Annotated in this window: 23 protein-coding genes; 17 read left to right on the top strand and 6 right to left on the bottom strand. The window is 55.6% G+C overall.

Annotated elements, in window-relative coordinates:
• Window positions 1-8 precede the first annotated feature (8 nt).
• The 8 genes from AC05QJ_RS32085 to AC05QJ_RS32050 all read left to right on the top strand — a co-directional run bounded on the left by AC05QJ_RS32085 (window position 9) and on the right by AC05QJ_RS32050 (window position 3,913).
• The gene (locus tag AC05QJ_RS32085) at window positions 9-242 is read left to right on the top strand and encodes a DUF7706 family protein (RefSeq protein WP_476748072.1); all 234 of its coding nucleotides are present in this window, start codon (window positions 9-11) and stop codon (window positions 240-242) included.
• A 20-nt stretch (window positions 243-262) separates the two neighbouring features.
• A complete protein-coding gene (locus tag AC05QJ_RS32080) occupies window positions 263-652 on the top strand; it encodes a hypothetical protein (protein ID WP_476748071.1) in 390 nt (129 codons plus the stop codon).
• Window positions 653-786: 134 nt separating this feature from the next.
• Window positions 787-1,395 (top strand): hypothetical protein, encoded by a 609-nt coding sequence (locus tag AC05QJ_RS32075; protein ID WP_476748070.1) that lies wholly within the window; start codon window positions 787-789, stop codon window positions 1,393-1,395.
• 110 nt (window positions 1,396-1,505) lie between these two features.
• Window positions 1,506-1,664 (top strand): hypothetical protein, encoded by a 159-nt coding sequence (locus tag AC05QJ_RS32070; RefSeq protein WP_476748069.1) that lies wholly within the window; start codon window positions 1,506-1,508, stop codon window positions 1,662-1,664.
• 11 nt (window positions 1,665-1,675) lie between these two features.
• Complete coding sequence (locus AC05QJ_RS32065) at window positions 1,676-1,858, top strand: hypothetical protein (RefSeq protein ID WP_476748068.1); 183 nt, start codon at window positions 1,676-1,678, stop codon at window positions 1,856-1,858.
• Between the two features lie 21 nt (window positions 1,859-1,879).
• Window positions 1,880-3,409, top strand: coding sequence for a hypothetical protein (locus AC05QJ_RS32060; protein WP_476748067.1), 1,530 nt, complete (start codon window positions 1,880-1,882; stop codon window positions 3,407-3,409).
• 22 nt (window positions 3,410-3,431) lie between these two features.
• Window positions 3,432-3,614, top strand: coding sequence for a hypothetical protein (locus tag AC05QJ_RS32055; protein ID WP_476748066.1), 183 nt, complete (start codon window positions 3,432-3,434; stop codon window positions 3,612-3,614).
• A gap of 77 nt (window positions 3,615-3,691) precedes the next feature.
• Window positions 3,692-3,913, top strand: a complete 222-nt coding sequence (locus tag AC05QJ_RS32050; protein ID WP_476748065.1) for a hypothetical protein — start codon at window positions 3,692-3,694, stop codon at window positions 3,911-3,913.
• 137 nt (window positions 3,914-4,050) lie between these two features.
• On the opposite strand, the gene AC05QJ_RS32045 is transcribed toward AC05QJ_RS32050, so the two are convergent.
• Window positions 4,051-5,340 (bottom strand): DNA cytosine methyltransferase, encoded by a 1,290-nt coding sequence (locus tag AC05QJ_RS32045; RefSeq protein ID WP_476748064.1) that lies wholly within the window; start codon window positions 5,338-5,340, stop codon window positions 4,051-4,053.
• Window positions 5,341-5,544: 204 nt separating this feature from the next.
• The gene (locus tag AC05QJ_RS32040; RefSeq protein WP_476748063.1) at window positions 5,545-6,474 is read right to left on the bottom strand and encodes a S49 family peptidase; all 930 of its coding nucleotides are present in this window, start codon (window positions 6,472-6,474) and stop codon (window positions 5,545-5,547) included.
• Window positions 6,475-6,726: 252 nt separating this feature from the next.
• On the opposite strand from AC05QJ_RS32040, the gene dnaB (AC05QJ_RS32035) reads away from it, so the two are divergent.
• Both dnaB (AC05QJ_RS32035) and dnaB (AC05QJ_RS32030) read left to right on the top strand, forming a co-directional pair.
• Entirely contained in the window at window positions 6,727-8,229 is a 1,503-nt protein-coding gene (dnaB, locus tag AC05QJ_RS32035; RefSeq protein WP_476748062.1) for a replicative DNA helicase, read from the top strand.
• Window positions 8,230-8,653: 424 nt separating this feature from the next.
• A complete protein-coding gene (gene dnaB, locus AC05QJ_RS32030) occupies window positions 8,654-10,051 on the top strand; it encodes a replicative DNA helicase (protein ID WP_476748061.1) in 1,398 nt (465 codons plus the stop codon).
• Window positions 10,052-10,420: 369 nt separating this feature from the next.
• Here dnaB (AC05QJ_RS32030) and AC05QJ_RS32025 read toward each other — a convergent pair whose 3' ends face one another.
• From AC05QJ_RS32025 to AC05QJ_RS32015, 3 genes are all read right to left on the bottom strand, one after another.
• Window positions 10,421-11,407, bottom strand: a complete 987-nt coding sequence (locus tag AC05QJ_RS32025; protein ID WP_476748060.1) for a ParB/RepB/Spo0J family partition protein — start codon at window positions 11,405-11,407, stop codon at window positions 10,421-10,423.
• A gap of 355 nt (window positions 11,408-11,762) precedes the next feature.
• Entirely contained in the window at window positions 11,763-12,764 is a 1,002-nt protein-coding gene (yejK, locus tag AC05QJ_RS32020) for a nucleoid-associated protein YejK (protein ID WP_476748059.1), read from the bottom strand.
• A gap of 184 nt (window positions 12,765-12,948) precedes the next feature.
• Window positions 12,949-13,299 carry a hypothetical protein gene (locus AC05QJ_RS32015; protein WP_476748058.1) on the bottom strand — a complete coding sequence of 117 codons (351 nt, stop codon included), beginning with the start codon at window positions 13,297-13,299 and terminating at the stop codon, window positions 12,949-12,951.
• A 326-nt stretch (window positions 13,300-13,625) separates the two neighbouring features.
• On the opposite strand from AC05QJ_RS32015, the gene AC05QJ_RS32010 reads away from it, so the two are divergent.
• The 4 genes from AC05QJ_RS32010 to AC05QJ_RS31995 all read left to right on the top strand — a co-directional run bounded on the left by AC05QJ_RS32010 (window position 13,626) and on the right by AC05QJ_RS31995 (window position 15,497).
• On the top strand, window positions 13,626-14,198 hold the full coding sequence (locus tag AC05QJ_RS32010; RefSeq protein ID WP_476748057.1) for a hypothetical protein: 573 nt from the start codon (window positions 13,626-13,628) through the stop codon (window positions 14,196-14,198).
• 92 nt (window positions 14,199-14,290) lie between these two features.
• Complete coding sequence (locus tag AC05QJ_RS32005; RefSeq protein ID WP_476748056.1) at window positions 14,291-14,491, top strand: hypothetical protein; 201 nt, start codon at window positions 14,291-14,293, stop codon at window positions 14,489-14,491.
• A 57-nt stretch (window positions 14,492-14,548) separates the two neighbouring features.
• Complete coding sequence (locus AC05QJ_RS32000) at window positions 14,549-14,695, top strand: hypothetical protein (protein WP_476748055.1); 147 nt, start codon at window positions 14,549-14,551, stop codon at window positions 14,693-14,695.
• Between the two features lie 73 nt (window positions 14,696-14,768).
• Entirely contained in the window at window positions 14,769-15,497 is a 729-nt protein-coding gene (locus tag AC05QJ_RS31995; protein WP_476748054.1) for a phospholipase D family protein, read from the top strand.
• A 63-nt stretch (window positions 15,498-15,560) separates the two neighbouring features.
• Here AC05QJ_RS31995 and AC05QJ_RS31990 read toward each other — a convergent pair whose 3' ends face one another.
• A complete protein-coding gene (locus AC05QJ_RS31990; RefSeq protein WP_476748265.1) occupies window positions 15,561-16,673 on the bottom strand; it encodes a DUF1173 family protein in 1,113 nt (370 codons plus the stop codon).
• Between the two features lie 337 nt (window positions 16,674-17,010).
• On the opposite strand from AC05QJ_RS31990, the gene AC05QJ_RS31985 reads away from it, so the two are divergent.
• The 3 genes from AC05QJ_RS31985 to AC05QJ_RS31975 all read left to right on the top strand — a co-directional run bounded on the left by AC05QJ_RS31985 (window position 17,011) and on the right by AC05QJ_RS31975 (window position 20,446).
• Entirely contained in the window at window positions 17,011-17,994 is a 984-nt protein-coding gene (locus AC05QJ_RS31985) for an IS5 family transposase (protein WP_476746388.1), read from the top strand.
• 486 nt (window positions 17,995-18,480) lie between these two features.
• Entirely contained in the window at window positions 18,481-18,699 is a 219-nt protein-coding gene (locus AC05QJ_RS31980) for a hypothetical protein (protein WP_476748264.1), read from the top strand.
• Window positions 18,700-19,162: 463 nt separating this feature from the next.
• A complete protein-coding gene (locus AC05QJ_RS31975; RefSeq protein ID WP_476748263.1) occupies window positions 19,163-20,446 on the top strand; it encodes an OprD family porin in 1,284 nt (427 codons plus the stop codon).
• Window positions 20,447-20,547 lie beyond the last annotated feature (101 nt).

Here is a 20,547-nt window from a genome sequence, read left to right as displayed (position 1 = left end):
TTACGATCATGAACGAGCCAAGCCAAGCCCATGTTGTCACTTTCACTGTCGACAATGCCGGCCAGCAGGCCGACGCCCAGTTAAGTCATGAGGAAGCCTTGGCCCTGGCCCAGTTAGTGAAGCGCCTTACCTGGAGCGATATGCGGAGCTGCGCGGTGGACGACACCGAGACTCATGTGATGCGTGATGCGGTCGGTAAGCTTCAGGATGCCCTGGGGCGTGCCGGTTACGCACCTCGCTAATCCGTACTGGGACATCAGCCATGACACCCCCAAAAAACCGCTACTACTTACCTGTCACGCTGGAGCAGTTGCAGGACCTGCAATCGCTGCTCGATGCAGCGTCAGCCCACGAGCCCAACCCTGACGCCGAGGTATTCCAACTGCTTGAGGTCGTACGCAAGACGCGGGTTGACGCTGTTAAACGGCAGCAGAAGGTTCAAAAGGACTCAGCCGACCTGGTTACTGACCCAATTGACCCTGTTGTGCGCGCAGTGGTTTGGCTACGCGATGAGCTTCGTGTCATGGGCTTTGCAAGCGACTTCACCATTCGCGCACCAGGCTCAGCGCGGGCCCCAGTGGTCTATCTGTTCTCTGGCATGGCTGAGCACGATATAGAGCAAGCCAGCGCTGACCGCCGTCCTGGCTATTGAATGGAAAGACTGATTCTCTAAGACTAGGTAAAGCCGATGCCCCCACAAGCCCACCCTGTGCGGCCTTTCGCGGTGGGGAGTCTGGCCAACCTTGAGCACTATCCGTTTGATGACGAGTAATTCTGGAGGCCTGTTTGACGATCAAAGGGAAAAGCGATGCCGATAAAGTTGTAGCTGGCATGAAAAGAGCCGGCGTTGTGGTTGACGGCGAGGTGGCGCTCACCGAGATGCTCGCTACGCCGGCCCAGGCGCTAGATCTATGTCGGAACATCATTTTGAGCACAGGTGCGAACGGCATTCGCTTCAATGCCGGCCAGGGCGGAATTGATGAGGCCTTGCTGATCGAGGCTTTTTGTGCGGTGCTGGCGCGAGATGACGCTGTCCTTACAACCAAATTGCTGTTGGCTAACCTCTATAAGCCCAGCAAAACGGATAGCAAACAGGATGATAATCTGGAAGGCTTCCGAAAACTGATACGGCACAACTACATCAGGGCAGTTGTGCTTAGCGTCGCCATCGTTGTTGGATTCGCAGTCAAAACTAGCTTGGCCCAGGCCATCGTCATCGCTCTCGCGCTCTATCCGCCGTTGACCGCCGGCTGGTACTTCTCGACCAGAGACGTGACCCACGGCCCGAGGTTCAGGCAGATGAGTAGGACGGCGCAGATCAACACTTTGCTGCGGGTTGCCGGCCTCTTCATGTCAGCCGCGGCGTTCTTGTATGCCGTACCGAAATTGTTCTGACGGAGCGCCAGTGACTGAGGCAGAAGGGTTTTCATTCGACGTAAACTGATCTTGCATCACGCTCGCTGTACTCCAAGCCCTGGCCAAGACACCCGGGTAGGAAAACCAAGATGGCCAAATACCAGGTAGTCAACCGCTTCACCGGTGCCGTCGTCGGTGCATACGGCACTAAGCACAAAGCCCGTAAGGCGCGTGATAAGCATGACCTGGCTTGGGGAAGCTATGCACACACGATCAAGCCGCCGACCGCTGATCTCGGCCAGCCATAAGGGAAATCGACATGCGAAAAGTAATTCAAATCCAGGCGCTGCGCATAGCAGTACTCGAAGAAAAGGGCTCCGAGCCCTTGCAAGAAACCGAGCTAGTTGCCCTTTGTGATGACGGTACGATTTGGTCTAAATGCGGAGTTTTGAATGCCTCCGAATGGGTTCGCGTTGGCGACATTCCTCAAACCGACGAATAGAACGGACTCTCTGGAGTGGACTTGAATCGCCCAACACTCTTTGACATCGCATCTCACTTCTGCGTGAGCCGCATTATCGGTGCGACGATTCCTGCCACTCGACTGAGCAATATCCTCGAAAAAATGTTTCGGGGGCGCCCGCTCACAGCGCTATCGCTGAGGTACTTACAGCAGCAGAACCTTACCGAGCTCCATCAACTGGCTTCCGGCCAGATAACGTATGAGAGCTATATATCAGCTTTAGATCCAGCTTTACTCGCCCGCGAACAGGCTGCAAAAGTAGAACACCACGCCAAGGAAGCAGAACGCTTGGCCCTAGAAAAAAAGCGGTCTTTGGAGTCCCAGCGCAAGGCGGAAACAGAAGAGGCTGCCCGTATTGCTCACGATGTTCGAAAAAATGAGCAGGTGGCGCAGTACAACCGTGGCCGCGAGGCTGCTGAAACAGCACGCAAAAAGCGTGAAGCCGAGTGGGCGGTGCAGGGCAAGCATAATCGTGATGCTGCTGAAGCAAGATACAAGGCTCGCATGAGAAACCCCGATTACATCGCTCCGACGCCCAACGACATTGCTCGGCACTACCACTTGAACCACCTCCCCAGCGCATCTACCTCGCCGCTGAGCAATATCCTGAATGCACTCTATCAAGGGCGTCCGCTAGCAGAGGCCTATCTCAACTACCTTCGGATAAAGGGACTCACCCGGCTCTATGAATTGGCAATTGGCCAAACCACCTATGAGATTTATATTTCAGGCGAGGTAGCACGGAAAATCGCCGATGCAGATCGCCTTAAACTGGCCGAAGTACAAAGACTCCAGCTTATGGCAGCGGAAATCGCCCGAGTTTCCCGCGAAAACGATCCCGCCTACATCCTGTTTAAAAAATATGGGATTCCCGACCTCGATCAGTCTTTGTTACCACGAATAATGGCCATTCTTCAGGCCATTGATTCTGGAAATCGACTCTCCAATGACGATTTATTTTGGCTCAAGGCCCAACAGTGTTTGACTGAGGAGTTGCGGAAAGCCTACCACCTGCTTGAGGCCGAATTCTGCAGCAAAGGGTACCGCCGCACCCAAGACCCGTGGAAAGCAATAAACGCCAGTGCTCACTTTCGAAAGTGCAATCAACCAGAGTCAGCACTTGAACTACTTGCCAGTGTGCCTGTCACTCAACTCAAGCACCCCAAGATCCACTCAGCTATGTGTACCACCCGCGGCGGCGCCATGCGCGACCAGGGGCGGCATGACGAAGCTCTTCAGCTCGGTAAGCTAGGGCACGAGTTACAGCCGCGCAACTTCCGTCCTTGTACCCTGTTAGGCGCTGTGTGCATGGAGCTAGGTAACTTTGGGGAAGGGCATGACTGGTACGCCAAGGCTGAGCAGCGGGGTGCCAAGAAACAGGGCATCGACTACGAACTACGTGACATCTTCCTTCGGCTGGGCAGGGCTAGGCGCGCAGCTATGAAAGTTTTTTTGCTGGAAAAAGATCCAAACCGCTACCGCTGGGTGCATGACAAGAACTCTCACCGGGAATCGACGTCGACGAAGTAACGTGCATGCAATCAGGAACACCGTGGCGACTTCGTTCTGGTCCGAGGGGCGAGCTCTACGGTTCGTTACTGAGTATGGCGACCCTGACCGCGGGCGCCTGGAACAGGCGCTGGACGACGCAGGCTGCGCTCTGGCGCTTCAGGTGCAGTTGGAGGTACAGGAGCAGTTGGGCGAGCCCAGCGACTGGGTCCACTCCGAATCCTGAACCCCACCCCGCCAGTCTCGACTCCGTCCTGCGCCGCTGATTACACTAAGCCCTCATCCATGCACGGAGCAGTACCGATGGCGATTGAAGATGTGACGGAGTTGCAGCAAGTTAACGGGCAGACGCAGGCCCAGCGGCTGCTGGACGAGGGGTGGCGAATCCTGGCGGTCTGTGTAATTCAGGATGGCAGCAGCCAGTATGCGGAGTATCACCTGGGTCGTGTGAAGCCGGCAGAGATCAAACCTGCGCCAAAAATGCCGACCGCCGCCGATTTGGCCCGTGCGAACCAGGGGCTGTAGGTCCACCGCCTTCGGATAAGAGATTTTCGTTAAACCAAAGCCCCCAGCTCGCTACGAGACGGGGGCTTTTTTCTGCCCACAACTCCCACTGTCTTGCCTGTAAACAGGCTCACGACATGTGCGGTGGCCCACACGTGTTAGCCAGCCAGGGCTTGGCGCAGTCTTGCTTTCCATGGGTCATTCGCTGCCGCCAGGCGGGCCATCTGCAGCGGGCTGACAGAGTTGCCAACCATGTGAGTTTGTTCGGAGATGGTGAGTGGTTTCCCGTTAGGCCCTTCGTCAATGTTGTACGTCTCCGGGAAGCCTTGTGCGCGGTAGAGCTCTCGCGGTTTCAGCATGCGCAGGCAGATATCGACTATCAGGAACTTGGCGCCTTCCAGCACGACGGTGACCAATTCCAGTTTCTCGGCAATAGTGAGCACTCGGCCTTGGCTATGTGCGCTACCGTGCTCCAGCATGAAATCTGCTACCCGTAGGGCGCAGGCCAATTGCTCCTCGTTGTTGTGCAGGCCCAGTTCTGATGCGACCTTCATCAACGAGGCAGTGGCGAGTTGTTGCTGGCTGCCGGCGCTAGTGATCGTGCTGAATGGGGTCAGAGCGCTGCGTGCCGGGGTTGTGTTCTTACCGCCGTTAGCCTGGACGACGATCGGGGCGACCAACGAGAAGTGCCCGCCTTTCACCTGAGCGCATATCGTACGCAATGGACTGTTGGCCGCCATGTTGCGTTGGTGCGTCGCATTGGCATGCTCGGTGATGAACGGTGTCACCAATGGCGTGCCCAGCATCAACTCCCCTCGGTTGGCAGCTGTGACAGTGCGCAGCGGCTCGTCGATGCTGTGAATACGCACGCTGCCTTGGTGGGTGACCGGTACTATGAATGGCCGTCCGTTGAGGACAAACCTTTCAATGCCCGCCGCGATACGCATGTTGGTGGTTTTCACCAGTTTGCGGGAACGCGCCCAAATACTTTGTCCGAGATCACTCCAGTCAATGCATTCAGCGGCCGTTCGGAAGGGAAGTTGCCCCTTTTTCGGCACGGCGGCGTGTGACGGTTCAGGCCAAGCAATCGGATGGCCATCGCAACGCGCCATCAGGAAAAGACGTTCGCGGATGGTTGGTGCACCATCGTCGCAAGCCCGCGAAACACGCCATTCGACGACATACCCCAAGCTGCGCAGGCTCGCGATAAAGTGGTTCCAGGTTCGGGATACTGGACTGCCATGACGTTTGTATTTTCGACGTTGCTTGCGGCGATGCAAGGCGTTCCCGGTGATCTTGCCCTTGTCCGGTACCAGGAACTGCTCATGCCGCGGTACGCGCTCTCCGGGTTCGGCAATGGTCCCGTCGAGTTTGACCACCCGACCGGTCTTCGAGCAACGCTTCGCAACCAGGGGGGACCACAGCTGCATCTGCTTCACATTTTCCATGCTGATGACGAGCGGCCTGACTTTGCCAGCCCACTTGAGAACGACCCAACCAAGGTCGCGAATCTCTTTCTTGCGTGACTGGCCACCGGCCGCTTGCGAGTGGTGCGTGCAATCCTGCAGGCGCTGGTGCCGTTGGCCCAGGGTGAGATAACACCCCAACGGTTGGTGAGGTGTTTGGTGCACCAGGTAATGAAACCCTGCCGGCTAGCGCAGTGATTGCCCGCCGAACCCCAGGGTCAGAGAAAGTTGCTGCGCAGCGGATGAGCCAATTCGCTTGGCAAAGCGATCGAAGGGATTGTCCTTTGTCGAGAAGTCCACGACCTTGCTGGCGCCCACAACCTCGCGGGCCACGTAGTCGATATCTCCCAACCGATCGATCAGGCCGAGCTGCAAGGCTTGTTCCCCAGACCAGATCAGCCCCGAGAACAACTCAGGGTGACCTTCAGTTTTCAGGCGGTCGCCGCGTCCCGCTTTGACAGCCCCAATGAACTGGTCGTGGGTTGTTTTGAGTACGCCTGCCCAGAATACAGTCTCATCGGCATTGCGGGGCTGGAAGGGGTCCAGGAATGCTTTGTGTTCTCCAGAGGTGTATGCGCGGCGCTCAACCCCCAGCTTTTCCATGACCCCAACGTAGCCGAAGCTTGCGGCCGTGACGCCGATCGAGCCGACCAGGCTGGCCTTGTCTGCATAGATTTCATCAGCTGCACTGGCGATGTAGTAGGCGCCCGAGGCTCCCAGGTCTGTAATGACGGCATAGACCTTGGTGCCGGCGTGCAGAACCCGCTGGCGCTTGATTTCGTCGTAAACGTAGCCGGCCTGTACTGGGCTGCCGCCTGGGCTGTTGATTTTCAGCACAACGGCTTTGGTACGTGTGTCCTCGAATGCCTGGGCAATGCTTTTTTTCAGAGCTTCGGCGTTTGCGGCCTCGCCCTCAGCAATCGGGCCATTAACATCGACCCGCGCGGTGATTCCAGAGGGGCCCCCATCATCGGTGTTGAGGTGTTCAACCACGATGGTTGTCGTAACCAGGGCCAGTGCGCCCAGCCACATGACGTATTTGTAACGCCGCTTGCTCCGTTGCTCGCGGATCATCTCGCGAACCAGTTGTTCGAGCACTTCAATCGGCTGGGTCATACGCACCTCGAAAGTATGGGAAAAAGCTGACGATGAAGATGCCTCAGCACCCTAGGAAAGGGGCGGCAATTGGTCCCTGAATGGCAGTTTGGTTGTGAGGATGGGAGCGCTTGCAGTTGCCCGAACTGTGGCAAAATCTGCGTGACTTTCGGCGGCGGGCATTGGGCAGTGTTGTTTTCCCAGTGACAAACTGACCGCCTGGGAAGGGAATTCGAGGTCAGATGATCTGCCTCGCGACGAGTGCAGGTACCTTTGAACAATCATCTCACTACCGTGCCGGACGAAACGCAGCCAGAAGTAAGGCGGGAACCCCCGTGCTCCCTGGAAGCTGAACAAGCCATTTTGGGTGGCCTTCTACGCGATAACTCCGGGTGGACGGACCTGTCCAGCCTGGTGTCAGAGAGTGATTTTTTCTTCTCAGAGCACCGGCATATCTTCAGAGCTATCGCTCAATTGGCTGATAGTGACCGTCCTTTTGACGTGCTCACTGTCAAAGATCAGCTGATCCAGGAAGGTTTAGATGGCGCGTTTGATGACCTTGAATACATCCTTGAGCTCGCGAAAAACAGCTGGTCCACGATTAATGCCAAAGCGGCGGCGGGGGCGATCCGCGAGCACGCTAAACGGCGCGAAATCATCACAACCTGCATCGACATCCAGGATCACGCCCTAAATCCTGAAGGGGCATCCGCAGCTGACCTTATTGAAGAGGCGGAGCGAAAGATTCTTCTGGTGGGAGGGGATCGGCCAAAAGAGGGCGGTCCGGTCGGCCTTAGTGAGCTTCTGGCCAAGTCTCGGGACAAGATCGAGGCCCGAGCAAAGGGCAATGTGCCTGGACTGCGATCAGGGTTCGATGACCTGGATAAAATCGTCGACTCTCTTCAGCCTGCTGACCTTGTGATCGTCGCTGGCCGGCCTTCAATGGGCAAGACCACCTTTGCCATGAACCTGGTCGAAAACGCTGTGCGCACCTCGGAAAAGGTTGTGCTGGTGTACTCGCTGGAGATGCCCGCAAACACCTTGGTGAACCGGATGCTTGCGTCGATTGGTGGTATCGACCTGACCAGGGTTAGCACTGGAAAGCTCGAGGACCAGGACTGGGGCAAGTTGGTTAAGGCGGCAGAACTTCTGAATCAGCCAAACCGATTTTTTATTGATGACACAGCTGGGATGAGCCCTTCGGCCATGCGTGCCGAAACACGGCGGATCCTCAAGGCCCATGGGCCCATCGGCCTGATAATGGTGGACTACCTGCAGTTGATGAGGATACCTGGTGCTAGCGGCAAAAACAGGACCAACGAGATTTCAGAGATCTCCCGCTCACTTAAGGCCCTTGCCAAGGAATTTGACTGCCCAGTAGTGGCTCTCTCCCAACTGAACAGGAGCTTGGAAGCCCGCCCGGATAAGCGGCCATTGAATTCAGATCTGCGGGAGTCCGGCGCAATTGAACAGGATGCGGACGTGATCATGTTCGTCTACCGCGACGAGGTGTATCACCCCGAGTCGAAGTTCAAGGGCACTGCAGAAATTATCATCGGCAAGCAGCGCGAGGGCCCGCTCGGTTTTTGCCGGCTCGCCTTTGTCGGGAATCTGAGTCGATTCGAGAATCTTAGGGCCGGCAGTCATCAGTTCACCGAGCTTGAGATGGGGCGCAAACCATTACCAGTGTCGCCGCGTGTCGGCCGCATTCACGTGCCAGATGTGGCCATGGCAGACCTGGTTAAGAAGCCACGCCGTAAACCGCGGCTGAAGTAATCCGGAACGCTGCTCATACCTATCGCTGACGTTCTGCTGCACCGGTGGAGTTTGAGTTTGCGAACTCGAGAACCATGAAAGAATAGCGACTCGAACTCAGTAAGGCGCAATGCGCCCCGATCTGGCCGGCAGCCAGGGTGTGAGGGACCATTCCAATGGTACTGATTGAATCAGCCACTAGGCCCAACTGGCGGGAGTTCCTGCACTCCACACTGTATCCGGCCCGATGCGCTTCCAAGCCGAGCAAGCTGTTAACCCAGAGAGCTGTCGGTCTGTGTTACAGCACGAGCTTGATCACTGTTTAATCCCAGTCCAGGCGCCTATCGCCCTGCGACGCATCCTTACCTCACTTGCTTTGATCGATCCGTTGTCTGTAACGGGTTGTCATAGCTCCCCCTCATCGTCTGGTGAAGATTCGAAGCCTATGAACGAGCATACATCTCCAGAACAATATGACCTGCAAACCGCTGCCCTGAAGGTACCGCCGCATTCCGTCGAGGCCGAGCAGGCCGTGCTGGGTGGCTTGATGTTGGACAACAACGCCTGGGAGCGAGTCCTCGATCAAGTCTCCGACGGCGACTTCTACCGGCATGACCACCGCCTTATCTTCCGCGCTATCCACAAGCTGGTCGACCAGAACATCCCGTTCGATGTGGTTACCCTGTACGAGCAGCTGGACAAGGAAGGTCTGGCCGCACAAATGGGTGGGCTCGGTTACCTTGCTGAATTGGCGAAGAACACCCCTTCGGTGGCCAACATTAAGGCCTACGCGAAGATCGTCCGCGAGCGCGCAACACTCCGCCAACTGATCAGCATCAGTAATGACATCGCCGACAGCGCGTTCGACCCGCAAGGGCGCAATGCCGAAGAGCTGCTGGACGAAGCCGAACGACAGATCTTCCAGATCGCCGAGGCGCGGCCCAAGACCGGCGGTCCGGTAAGCGTCAACGACCTGCTTACCAAGGCAATCGACCGCATCGACACGTTGTTTAACTCCGACAGCGAGATCACCGGCCTGTCCACCGGCTACACCGACCTCGACGAGAAGACCAGCGGCCTGCAGCCGGCCGACCTGATCATCGTTGCCGGCCGTCCGTCCATGGGTAAGACCACTTTCGCCATGAACCTGGTGGAGAATGCCGTGCTGCGCAGCGACAAGGCGGTGCTGGTGTACTCCTTGGAGATGCCAGGCGAATCGCTGATCATGCGTATGCTCTCGTCCCTGGGTCGTATCGATCAAACCAAGGTGCGCTCGGGCAAATTAGACGACGACGATTGGCCACGTTTGACCTCGGCGGTGAACCTGCTCAACGACCGGAAGCTGTTCATCGACGATACCGCCGGAATCAGCCCGTCGGAGATGCGCGCCCGCACGCGTCGCCTGGTGCGTGAGCATGGCGACATCGCCTTGATCATGATCGACTATCTGCAGCTGATGCAGATCCCGGGCTCCGGCGGCGACAACCGGACCAACGAGATTTCCGAGATCTCCCGTTCCCTAAAGGCCCTGGCCAAGGAATTCAACTGCCCGGTCATCGCCCTGTCGCAGCTCAACCGCTCCCTCGAACAGCGACCCAACAAGCGCCCGGTGAACTCCGACTTGCGGGAATCCGGAGCGATCGAGCAGGACGCCGACGTGATCATGTTTGTCTACCGCGACGAGGTGTATCACCCGGAGACCGAGCACAAGGGCATCGCCGAGATCATCATCGGCAAGCAGCGGAACGGTCCGATCGGCTTCATCCGCCTGGCCTTCATCGGCAAGTACACCCGCTTCGAGAACCTGGCGCCGGGCAGCTACAACTTCGATGACGACGAGTAGGGCACAGGCTTTGCTGGGCCTCAACTGAGTCACTTACGCCCCGTGCCGGATACCCATCTGCGCAATCCGCGGGACCGCCGGCTGGCTCTTGGGTTGAGGCACGGTCCTTCTCAAGGGCAGCAGCGTCAGGAGTTGGTGTGTTCTAAAGTCTGAGCCCTGAGCTTGTTGCAGAGCCGTACTGCCATGATGGGGCGAGGAGTTCGGAACGTCGAGCTTTCACGGGGTTCGGGCTAGGCCGGGCTGGTGACCGTGTGCAAGGTACGAGTGAACGCTTTGAGTGGGCGGAGGAGGGGGGGAGTGATGGGGGATCCTGGAGTACAACCGCCCCCGAAGGGGCGACGTTGATAGACGTGGAGGGGAACCAGACGGTTACGTCCCGGCCCCTTGCGAATCAGCATCCTTGCCAGCGGTTTTCGCCTCCAGCGCCTTGGCCTTATCATCGGCTTTTTTCTCCTTGTCGCTGATCTCTGCTAGCAGCTTGACCATGAGATCGCGGTTTTCTTGGCTTAGGCCTTTGAACCCCGGGTCTTCGGTGATTTTTTTTGCCGCGTCATAGAGTGGCTTAGCCTGCTTCTTAACGACCTTCTCAAGGCTGGCGCCCGCGATGAAGCTTTTGGTGACGCTCTTCTTGCCGGCGCGTTGGGCGCTCTCCAAGCCCTTCTTGAGCACTTCTACAGCTCCACTACGATGCTTGCGCAGCATGTCGAGCGCCAGTCCAACGGAGCATTCGCCGTTCTGGATCATGGTAACGATGGTGACCGGTGCGCTGACAACCTCCAGAAGCTGGGCAATGTACTCAGGTCCAAACCCCAGTTTCCCGCCGATCTGAGATTCGCTCCAACCGAAGCCAGCAAGGCGCTTACAGACCAAAGCTGTCTCAAAGGTGGTGAGGGTCTTGCCGGTGTTGCTTGTGTAGAGACCGGCGATGATGTCTTCCAGGCCAATGCCCTTGGTGGGCAAGGTTACTACCGGGATGTTGAGGATCTTGGCGCCTTCAGCAAGCGCGATGCGAAGTGCAGCCAAACGGCAGTGGCCATCGGCGAGATAGCAGAGGGATTTCCCACCATCCTCAACAATGAAGACTTCGAGAGGCTTCGAACTCTTGAAGCCGTTTACCTTCATGCTGTCGGCGATCTGACGAATGTGAGCCTGAAGGCCGGCATCATTCACCCGGACGTTTAATCCGTCCATGACCTGGATTTTGTCGATTTCAGTTACCGACGGCATCCAGAGGTCGCGGGATTTTGCACCCATGTCCCGTTCGAGCGCGCCTTTGATCGATCCGAAGACAAAATCTAGCGAGAACTCGCTGGCTGGAATGGCAGTTTGGTCGAGGATGTCAACGTGTTCAGACATGGGACTCATTCCTAGGTTGTTTTATCGTGTCGGCATTCTGCCTTTCATGGTGTTGAGAATACAGAGGTTGCCAGAACTGCAACCCTGAATCCGGAGGGTATCAAGGGGCGAATTGGGAAGTGATGTAGATGGCAGGCCGATCGACCGATCACCGCAAGGTGTGATTTGGGGGGCAGGGTCAGTAGCCCGGGGATACCTGGGGCGGGTAGGTGTTCAATTACCTGGGGCGTTGGAAGGCGGACAAGCTGAGACAGCTCAGCAAGTTAAAGAGCTCACTGCAGGCCACCTGCAGTGAGCTATGAAGTGATGAATGTGGCCGGCAGTCGCGGTGAGATGTTCGGACAGCGGCTGGAGGCTACTTCCTTTTGAGTTGATCGGTCAGTTGGGTGGGCAGGCCCTTGATGATCAGCGTGCCGGCTTCCTCGTCGTAGTCGATCTTCGAGCCGAGCAGGTGCGCTTCGAAACTGATCGACAGGCCTTCGGCACGGCCGGTGAAGCGCCGGAATTGATTGAGGGTGCGCTTGTCCGCGGGTATTTCCGGCGACAGCCCGTAGTCCTTGTTACGGATATGGTCGTAGAAGGCTTTCGGCCGGTCTTCGTCGATCAGGCCGGAGAGCTCCTCGAGGGTCACCGGCTCGCCGGCGCGGGTCTGGCTGGTGGCGTAGTCGACCAGGGTCTGGGTCTTCTCGCGGGCCGCTTCCTCGGGCAGGTCCTCGCTCTCGACAAAGTCGCTGAAGGCCTTGAGCAGGGTTCGGGTTTCGCCCGGGCCGTCGACCCCTTCCTGGCAGCCTATGAAGTCTCGGAAATAGTCCGAGACCTTCTTGCCGTTCTTGCCCTTGATGAAGGAGATGTACTGCTTCGAGTTCTGGTTGTTGCGCCATTCGGAGATGTTGATCCGTGCGGCCAGGTGCAACTGGCTGAGGTCGAGGTGACGCGAGGGGGTGACATCCAGTTCGGCGTTCACCGCGACACCTTCGCTGTGGTGCAGCAGGGCGATGGCCAGGTAGTCGGTCATGCCTTGCTGGTAGTGGGCGAACAGCACGTGGCCGCCCACCGACAGGTTCGACTCCTCCATCAGTCCGCACAGGTGTTCCACGGCCACCCGACTGAAGTCTATAAAGCTGTTGCCGCCGTCCAGGTACTTCTTCAGCCAGCCGCTAAGCGGGTGGGCGCCGGACTCGGCGTGGAACAGGCCCCAGACCTTGCCCTGTTTGGCGTTGTAGCTGTCGTTGAGGTCGGCCAGCAGGTTTTCGATGGCCGTGGACTCTCTGAGTTCAGAGTCGCGGGCGTGCAGCACGGCGGGGCTGCCATCGGGTTTCTTGTCGATGTGATGTATCACGCAATTGCGGATGGGCATAGCTCTGTCTCTGCTTGAGGAATGATGGAACGTTCTCACATGCGCACGACCGTGGGAGGGGCATTTGCGCTCAATTGGGAATCCACTTCGGTACCGCGTCCCGTGCACGGGCGACTCCAGTTGGACCCAACATGTCAGAAGATTCTTTTTCTAAGGCATTTTGCCGTCGGCAAAGGTTGGGTATCTACTCGCCAACGATTTCAGCAACTAATTTTTTTGCGGCCAGCCGCTCCCGCAGGGGGGCTTGCAGTGGGTCCAAGTAGGCGCTGCGCTCATAGGTAATGATGAGCTGAGCTTTCCAGATAATGCCGCTGGTTGACGAGTCCGGTTCCTGCTGGCGCCGCATTCGCGCGTGTCGGTAGGCCTGCTTCCACTCTTCCAGCGTTGCGTTGTATCGGCCAAGCCTGGGTTGTCGGGTAAAAGGCAAGCGCCTGAAAACCTGGTTAGGGTCGCGGGGCGAAAAGGACTGCTTAGGTTGAAGTGCGCCACTGTCTTCGGCTTCAACACGGTGTGGCTGGTGCTGCTTGAACTCCATAATTAACTCCGGACTCATCGCTAATTCGGATCTGATTGTCCATGGAGCTCAACAAGTGCAAGTGGCTAGCTCTTGAGGCGGTTCAACGACCCACTAGCAACTAGGAGCCGTAGAGCCCCCGGTGATGACCTGCGCTCTTGCGAGCAAGGAGGTCACTTGGGGAGTATCGGCAGGTTGCGCCTGCTGCCAGGGGCGGATTGCGGCCCTTCCCGGGTGGCGAGCTGTGATTATTGTCGTCTTGGCGCTTCAGCGAGGCCAATCGTCAAGCAGATGTGTGTGGCTAAAGCTGGCGCCACCGACCTAGAAGACTGATCACGGAAATCACGATGCAATACGCAATTATCAGAGTTCACAACGAAGTCGGCGATCAGGTCGAAAGGCTGGTTGACGCTAACGAACTGCAGACGCTGGAAGTCTACAAAGACTCGTTCGAGGAACAACCATTCGAGGAGAAAGGAAAATTTTTTGTGTGCTATGGGGTTTATTGGCCTCAACCCGGAATTGGGAGTGAGCAGGCGCTCGCTGACCTGATGGAGGCGCGCGATCATTGGCTTGGTCACGTCTATCGCGACAAGGGCCATGGCATCGCCTTCCACGACGTGGAAGCCTATGCGACCACCAGCCACAACGGGCGCGCTAATCGAATTCCATTCTCGGCAGTGATTCAAGCGTCCCCCGAAGTCATAGACCGAATCGGTTCTTCCAATGTCCAGGCAACGACTGCTTTTCTCCGTTTAAAGCACGACATGCAAGCTCTAGACAACATCCTCAACCGAAGTGGGTTGATGGCGTTCAAGGGTATTGAGCGCCGTAAGCCACACTTTGTCGTCACTCTCAAAAACTGGAAAGAGCTGGCCGATCCCGACCGAGCAAAGAGTGTTGCTAGCAAGATCTTCTAATTACAGGTAACGCCCAGGAGCGCCCAAGCCCAGTTCTGGGCAGCGGCAGTAGAGGGCACCGAATCGAAGTCCCCAATCGAAGGAATATCTTGATGACCAACAATACTGATATCGCGGAGGCCGCCATGGATGTCGAAATTGTGATTGTGGCCTATGTTAATCACGTTGATTGCCCGCATTGCGGTGCGGCTCAAATGGGGTTTGTGAACGATCCACGTGGTGGTGCATACACATGTGAAGACTGTGAAAAGCCATACAAGATCCCGGCGGATGCCAAAGTTGATCTGGGCTGAAGTGTCCTAGGAATCCGTATCCATGGCTACGATCATTACCCTCATGGAAAGTGGCTGATGTTCTTACTGATCCCGATCGTGGCTGTCGGTTCCATTGGGCTGAGCAAGATGATTGTTGGTCTGCCAGCACCGGAAGATGACCCTGGCTGGATAGCAATGTATGCAGAGAAAGAGCGTGCTCTGAGGCTCGGGATAAATGGATAAAGAGTAATTGCCCGTGCGGCGCGATGATTTTGGCCAGCCTCTGCGCGGCCTCGACTGACCTACCGGAAAATATATGCCCAAGTTTCTTAATACCAGCGCTACCAATTACTACTTGGAGGAGCTGATCAAGAGCGCCAAAGAACGGCTTATCCTTATTAGCCCTTTTCTGAAAATCAATGATCGCATCCGCGAGCTCCTGGAAGACAAAAACCGGATGAAAATTGACGTGCGTATCGTCTACGGGAAAAGCGAGCTCAACCCTCAGGAAATTAACTGGCTCAAGGGTATGACCTTCGTGCGAACGAGCTTCTGTAAGAATCTACATGCTAAGTGCTACATCAATGAAGAAGTGGCTATCATCACTAGCCTTAACCTCTACGAGTTCAGCCAGGTCAATAACAATGAAATGGGTATCATGTTGTCACGTGAGACAGACTCGGAGTGCTACCGCGATGCGTACGACGAGGCTCAGCGGATTGTCCGTATAAGCGATGAGGTGCGTATTGCAATGGAAATGGTCGTCCAGGTAGAAGTCGCGGGGGCTGCTGCGCAGGTAGCACAGACATCGACTGATGAGGCTGACGGCGGTTCAAGCGCTATGGCCAAGCTCACCACTGCAAAGTTGGCTGCAAAAATGGGCATCAAGACTAAGGGGCTCATGGATCGGCTTGTTGCTGGGGGGTACCTCGAACTTCGTGATACCATGCATTACCTGACAGACTTTGGTAAGTCCTCAGGTGGTGAATTTCGGAAGGGGCCTGGCGGTTTTTACTTTTTGTGGCCGTTTGATTTTGTTTTTTGACGCTTGTGTCGAGGTCTGCCGGTACGGTTTTAGAAGTTGAGCGATTTCTTAATCTGAGGTGATTTAGTTTAAGCTCACATCAGTTTGCATGATAATCCGATAATCATTGTCTGATGCGATGATGAAAGCTGGTAAGTCCTGGGCTGTTGTGCAGTCATATTTTAGCGGTTTTATAAAGCTTTTGGATTCATTTCGAAGTTCGGCTTCTTGTTCAATTTCGTCGAGCGAATTAACGGGTGTCCATGCATTGCTCACAGCCATTAGTACAACTTCGCGTGCTTTTGCAAAATAAAATTCGCCTTCCTTTTGAGGTGCGACCTGTGCTAACGCTATAACATTGAGGCCTTTCTCCCAAAGATCAATTTCAGTAGGGAATTTGAACAATGTTTTATTCCATACATGTTCAGGTAGGAATATGGATTGTAAACCAAAGTTTCCAACAATTGGGAGTTTCGGAGTGCGCCCTGTTCGAACGAGGTGTGCTGGTTTAAGCGGCGCTACGACTAGCAGCATGCTATTACTAGCCACTGCAGTTTTAACGATCTCAGCATTTGCAGTCTCTAAGTTTGAACCTATGGGTGCATGAAGAAGAAGGTTACGACTCAGCGGCGTCTCCTGGGAGTAGATCCTCGAGGCGGCTTTTGAGATATCCGCACAAACCAATCCAAGGCGTCTGTCACATTTGGGGCCAGGGAACCAGCGGTTCAACCTTGACTCGGTCCAGATGAGATCTAATACGGCCTTCAGTGAAAGGCAAACTAGCTTATCGCTGCTGGTTTTGGTCGCGTAGAAATTATCAATGTGAGCGAACAGTTTTTTCTTCAGGATGATTTTTACATTTCCATCTTCTGTTTCTTCGACAACTGTGGGCTCGTACGCCCTTAGACCGGAGTAATTCCTTGGAATAGAGTTGAATATGCAAAAAATACTGTGCGCTTCGCCTGTGTTAGGTGACCGGAAAATAGTGAAGCCATCCCGATCATTTCGCCGATTTATAATGACTTTAGGGTTGCTACTGTGGCCGCTGTGCTTGCCGGCGTTGCATAGACAATCGGCTTCTAGCGTATGAATTGAATTGCTGCCTGCGCCGAACAGGCTGGAATATGAAAATCGTTTCTGCTCTTCTACTGAAAATATATGGCCTTGGATAGATATGGCGTAGCGACGGTTTTGCATTTGATTTCCTTGCAATAACAAACACAAGCGTGACGTGTGCAGCCGCTCATTATGCCCATCAGCGAAGGATACACAAGAAGAATGGCAACCCCCACCCATATCCGGAGAGTTTAGATACCATCCCCCTCTGGTCGCCCCAGGTCGGATTGAAGTACACAGTAACTCAGTTGATGCTCGGCAGGGCTTGATGCATAAGTCCAGGCTCGTTTGATGGGGTAGATGAAACGCTTTGTGAGGGTTGACAGCCTTAGGGATTCTCCGATCAAGTCAGCACAGGTCATTTGACCTGTGCTGAAATAGCCCTCCGTCCAACTGCCCTCTACAAGCCCGCCATTCCATGAGTCAGATGAGCTTTTCCGATTTCGAGTACGCCGGTAAGCGTAAGCAAACCCGTCGCGAGCGTTTCCTGGCCGAGATGGAGCAGGTGGTTCCGTGGAGTGGGTTGGTGGCGTTGCTCGAGCCTCACTATCCAAAGGCTGGCGGTGGCCGCAAGCCGTATCCACTGGAAACCATGCTGCGCATTCACCTGCTGCAGAACTGGTTCTCGTTGAGCGATCCAGCCATGGAAGAGGCGCTGTACGAGATTACTTCGATGCGCCAGTTTGCTCGTCTGACGCTCAGCGCTCCGATCCCCGAAGACACGACGATCATGAATTTCCGGCACCTGCTGGAGAAGCACCAACTGGCGGCGGGCATTCTGGAAACCATCAACAATTACCTGCGAGACAAGGGCCTGTCGTTGCGTCAGGGCACCATTGTCGACGCCACCATCATCCACGCCCCCAGTTCGACCAAGAACAAGGATGGCAAGCGCGATCCTGAAATGCATCAAACGAAGAAGGGTAATCAGTATTTCTTCGGCATGAAGGCGCATATCGGTGCAGATGCTGAGTCGGGTCTGGTGCACCACGTCCACGGTACAGCGGCGAATGTGGCCGATGTAACGGAGGTCGCCCACCTGTTGCATGGCGATGAAAATGTTATCTGTGCCGACGCGGGCTATACCGGCGCGGAGAAGCGGCCGGAGCATGAAGGAAGGCCGGTGATCTGGCAGATTGCGGCTCGTCGTAGCACCTACAAGCACTTGAGCAAACGCAGCGTGCTCTACAAAGCCAGACGCAAGATCGAGAAGGTCAAAGCGCAGACGCGAGCGAAGGTCGAACATCCATTCCGGGTGATCAAGCGCCAATTCGGCTATGTGAAAACCCGCTTCCGTGGCTTGGCCAAGAACACGGCGCAACTGACCACGCTGTTTGCCCTGTCGAATCTGTGGATGGTGCGCCGGCAATTATTGCCGGCTACGGGAGAGGTGCGCCCGTGAGGGCAGAAAACCAAGGCTATGCCTTGGTTTTCCAATGACCTGCGGCTGAAAATCGGACTTTTCGGCATCCCCAAGCCGTCCATTTCCGGCTGATGGGCAACTTGTTCGGAGTTTCCTTAGGCTTATGATCCAACAGCCAGAGATGAAGGTCTCTAGCAGCCTAATCAACAAAGAAGAATCTTTTGAGGTGCACTCCACGTCCCAGCGTAACGTGGGGCCGCCCACCAATTGAAGTCAAAAGATCGTCATAAGGTCGCGCTGTGTTCGTTCGGGCTTCAATGGCTGCAACCTATCGGTGCTATGACCATGCCAATAGTCGCTCCGTCGTGTTCCTTTTCGGGTTATCAAGGGTCCAAAAAAAATCTCAAAAAAGTGATTTTTAGGGGGTTGCATGTAGGAGGAGGGGGGTTAGATTAGTTTCGTGACCAAGGCAAAGACGCCCTTCACTAGACAAGATTTTGATCAAATTTCCAAGGAGCAACACCCATGGCTTTCAACAAAAAATCGCTCGCTATCGCAATCATCACCCTGGTCGTTGCCTCTGGAGCAAATGCTGAAGGTAACGGAAGCGGCAACCCAAAGAACGACCTTGGCTACAACACCAAGGCGCCAGCTCCTCACTTCCTTTGGAAAGAGGGTAAGCTTGTCCCGAATCCAAAACGTGCCGAGAGTCGCAATGACGGTGCGCGTTTCGTAAGCAAGTAATACGTCCAAGTCAGCTTCGAGAGTAACCCCTGCATCCTTACGGATGCAGGGGTTTTTTTATACTCGGTCAGAGACGAAAGAGGGTTGGCTGCACTACGCACGAACTGACATTGCGGCCTCAAGGCTACCAGCCTTGTGGCAGCGAAAGGACTCAAAATTGACGCATACAGCATCCTGGGTTTAGGATCCATTCAACGCCTGTGGCTGTACGCGGCGACTTCTTCCGAAAGGCCCTACTCCTCGACGTAATGCTGTCACTCAAAGGAAAGCGGTGCTCCCCTGTGCAGAGGGCGCGCCTTCTTTACTTGGGCTTCAAGATCAACCTGAGCAAAGTCTCTGGTTGAGAAGCTTGAGTGCAAAGCATCACGCTTCCTGGAGCAGGGCTTTTTCATTTTCGGATGCAACGCTTCGATCGCTGGGCCGACCACAGCGCGCCTCTAAACGTATTAAGGAAAAAAACAAGATGTTGAAGTCGCGAGTAAGCCTGTTAGTGCTGGGGATCATGGGGGCTACACAGGCTCTGGCTAACGATCAAGCAGAGTCCAAGGGTTTCGTTGAAGATAGCAGCCTGAATGTGCTGCTGCGAAATGCTTACATCAATCGCGATTACAAGGATGCCTCCGACAAGGCCGAGTGGGGGCAGGGCTTCATCGGTACGTTCTCCTCAGGTTTTACCCAGGGTACTGTCGGTGTTGGTGTAGATGCCTTCGGCCTGTACGCCATCCGCCTCGATGGTGGTAAAGGCCGTGTCGGCGCTCAAGGCATTGACTTCTTCAAGCCTGGCGACAGTGGCAACGCGCCTGATGACCTTTCTAAAGGTGGGGCAGCGATTAAGTTCCGAGTGTCTAACACCGTATTGAAGTACGGCGACCAGATGCCAAGCCTCCCGGTGTTGAGCCACGATAACGCCCGTCTTCTCCCAGAAAGCTTCACAGGCACTCTGATCACTTCAAAGGAGATCAAAGGACTGGAGCTGAACGGTGGCCGCTTCACGGCCGAGTCCCGTAAAAGCGCCGAAGGTCGTGACAGTGGCGGCCTGAAATCGATCAATGTCCTCGGGGGCAGCTACCAGTTCACCGATCAGTTCAAGGCCTCGTTGTACGCCTCGGACGTGGAAGACGTACTCAAAAAGCAGTACGTGGGGGCTAACTATGTATTGCCGCTGAACGACCAGCAATCGCTGGCCTTTGACTTCAACGGCTACCGCACCAAGCTGGAAGATTCGTACGTCCGCGAACATGGCTTGACCGGCGACGACAACAAGATCTGGAGCTTGGCAGCAACGTTCGCGACCGGTCCTCATACCTTCACGATCGCTCATCAGCGCTCCACCGGTGACAGCAACCTAGGCTATGCCTATGGCGGCTACCAGCGCGACCAGGGACGGGTTGGCGATGGCGGTAACACTATCTACCTGGCTAACTCGTACTGGTCGGACTTCAATGCCGAAGACGAGCGCAGCTGGCAACTGGGCTACGGTTTTGACTTCTCCGCGGTTGGCGTACCGGGTCTGAGCTACAACTTCGCTTATGTGCGTGGCGACAACATCACGACCTCCACCAGCGAGGGTGGCACTGAGCGTGAGATCTTCAACCAGCTCAAATACGTCGTTCAGAGTGGTCCGGCTAAAAACCTGTCCGTCAAGGTGCGGAGCTCAGTCCTGCGCGTCTCCCAGAAATCGAGTGAATACAACATTAGCGGCAACGAACTGCGCGTATTCGTTGATTACCCGATCGACGTCTTCTGATCTGCAAAGCGTACACAAAGCCCCGTGAATTCGGGGCTTTTCCTTTCTGGCCGAGGCATTGTGTCGTTCGATGATGTGATCCACGTGTTTACGCTAGCAGT

It is taken from the genome of Pseudomonas sp. TUM25319 (assembly GCF_056388475.1).
The sequence above is the reverse complement of the archived record's forward strand: the minus strand, read 5'-3'. Positions and strand labels throughout refer to the sequence as shown.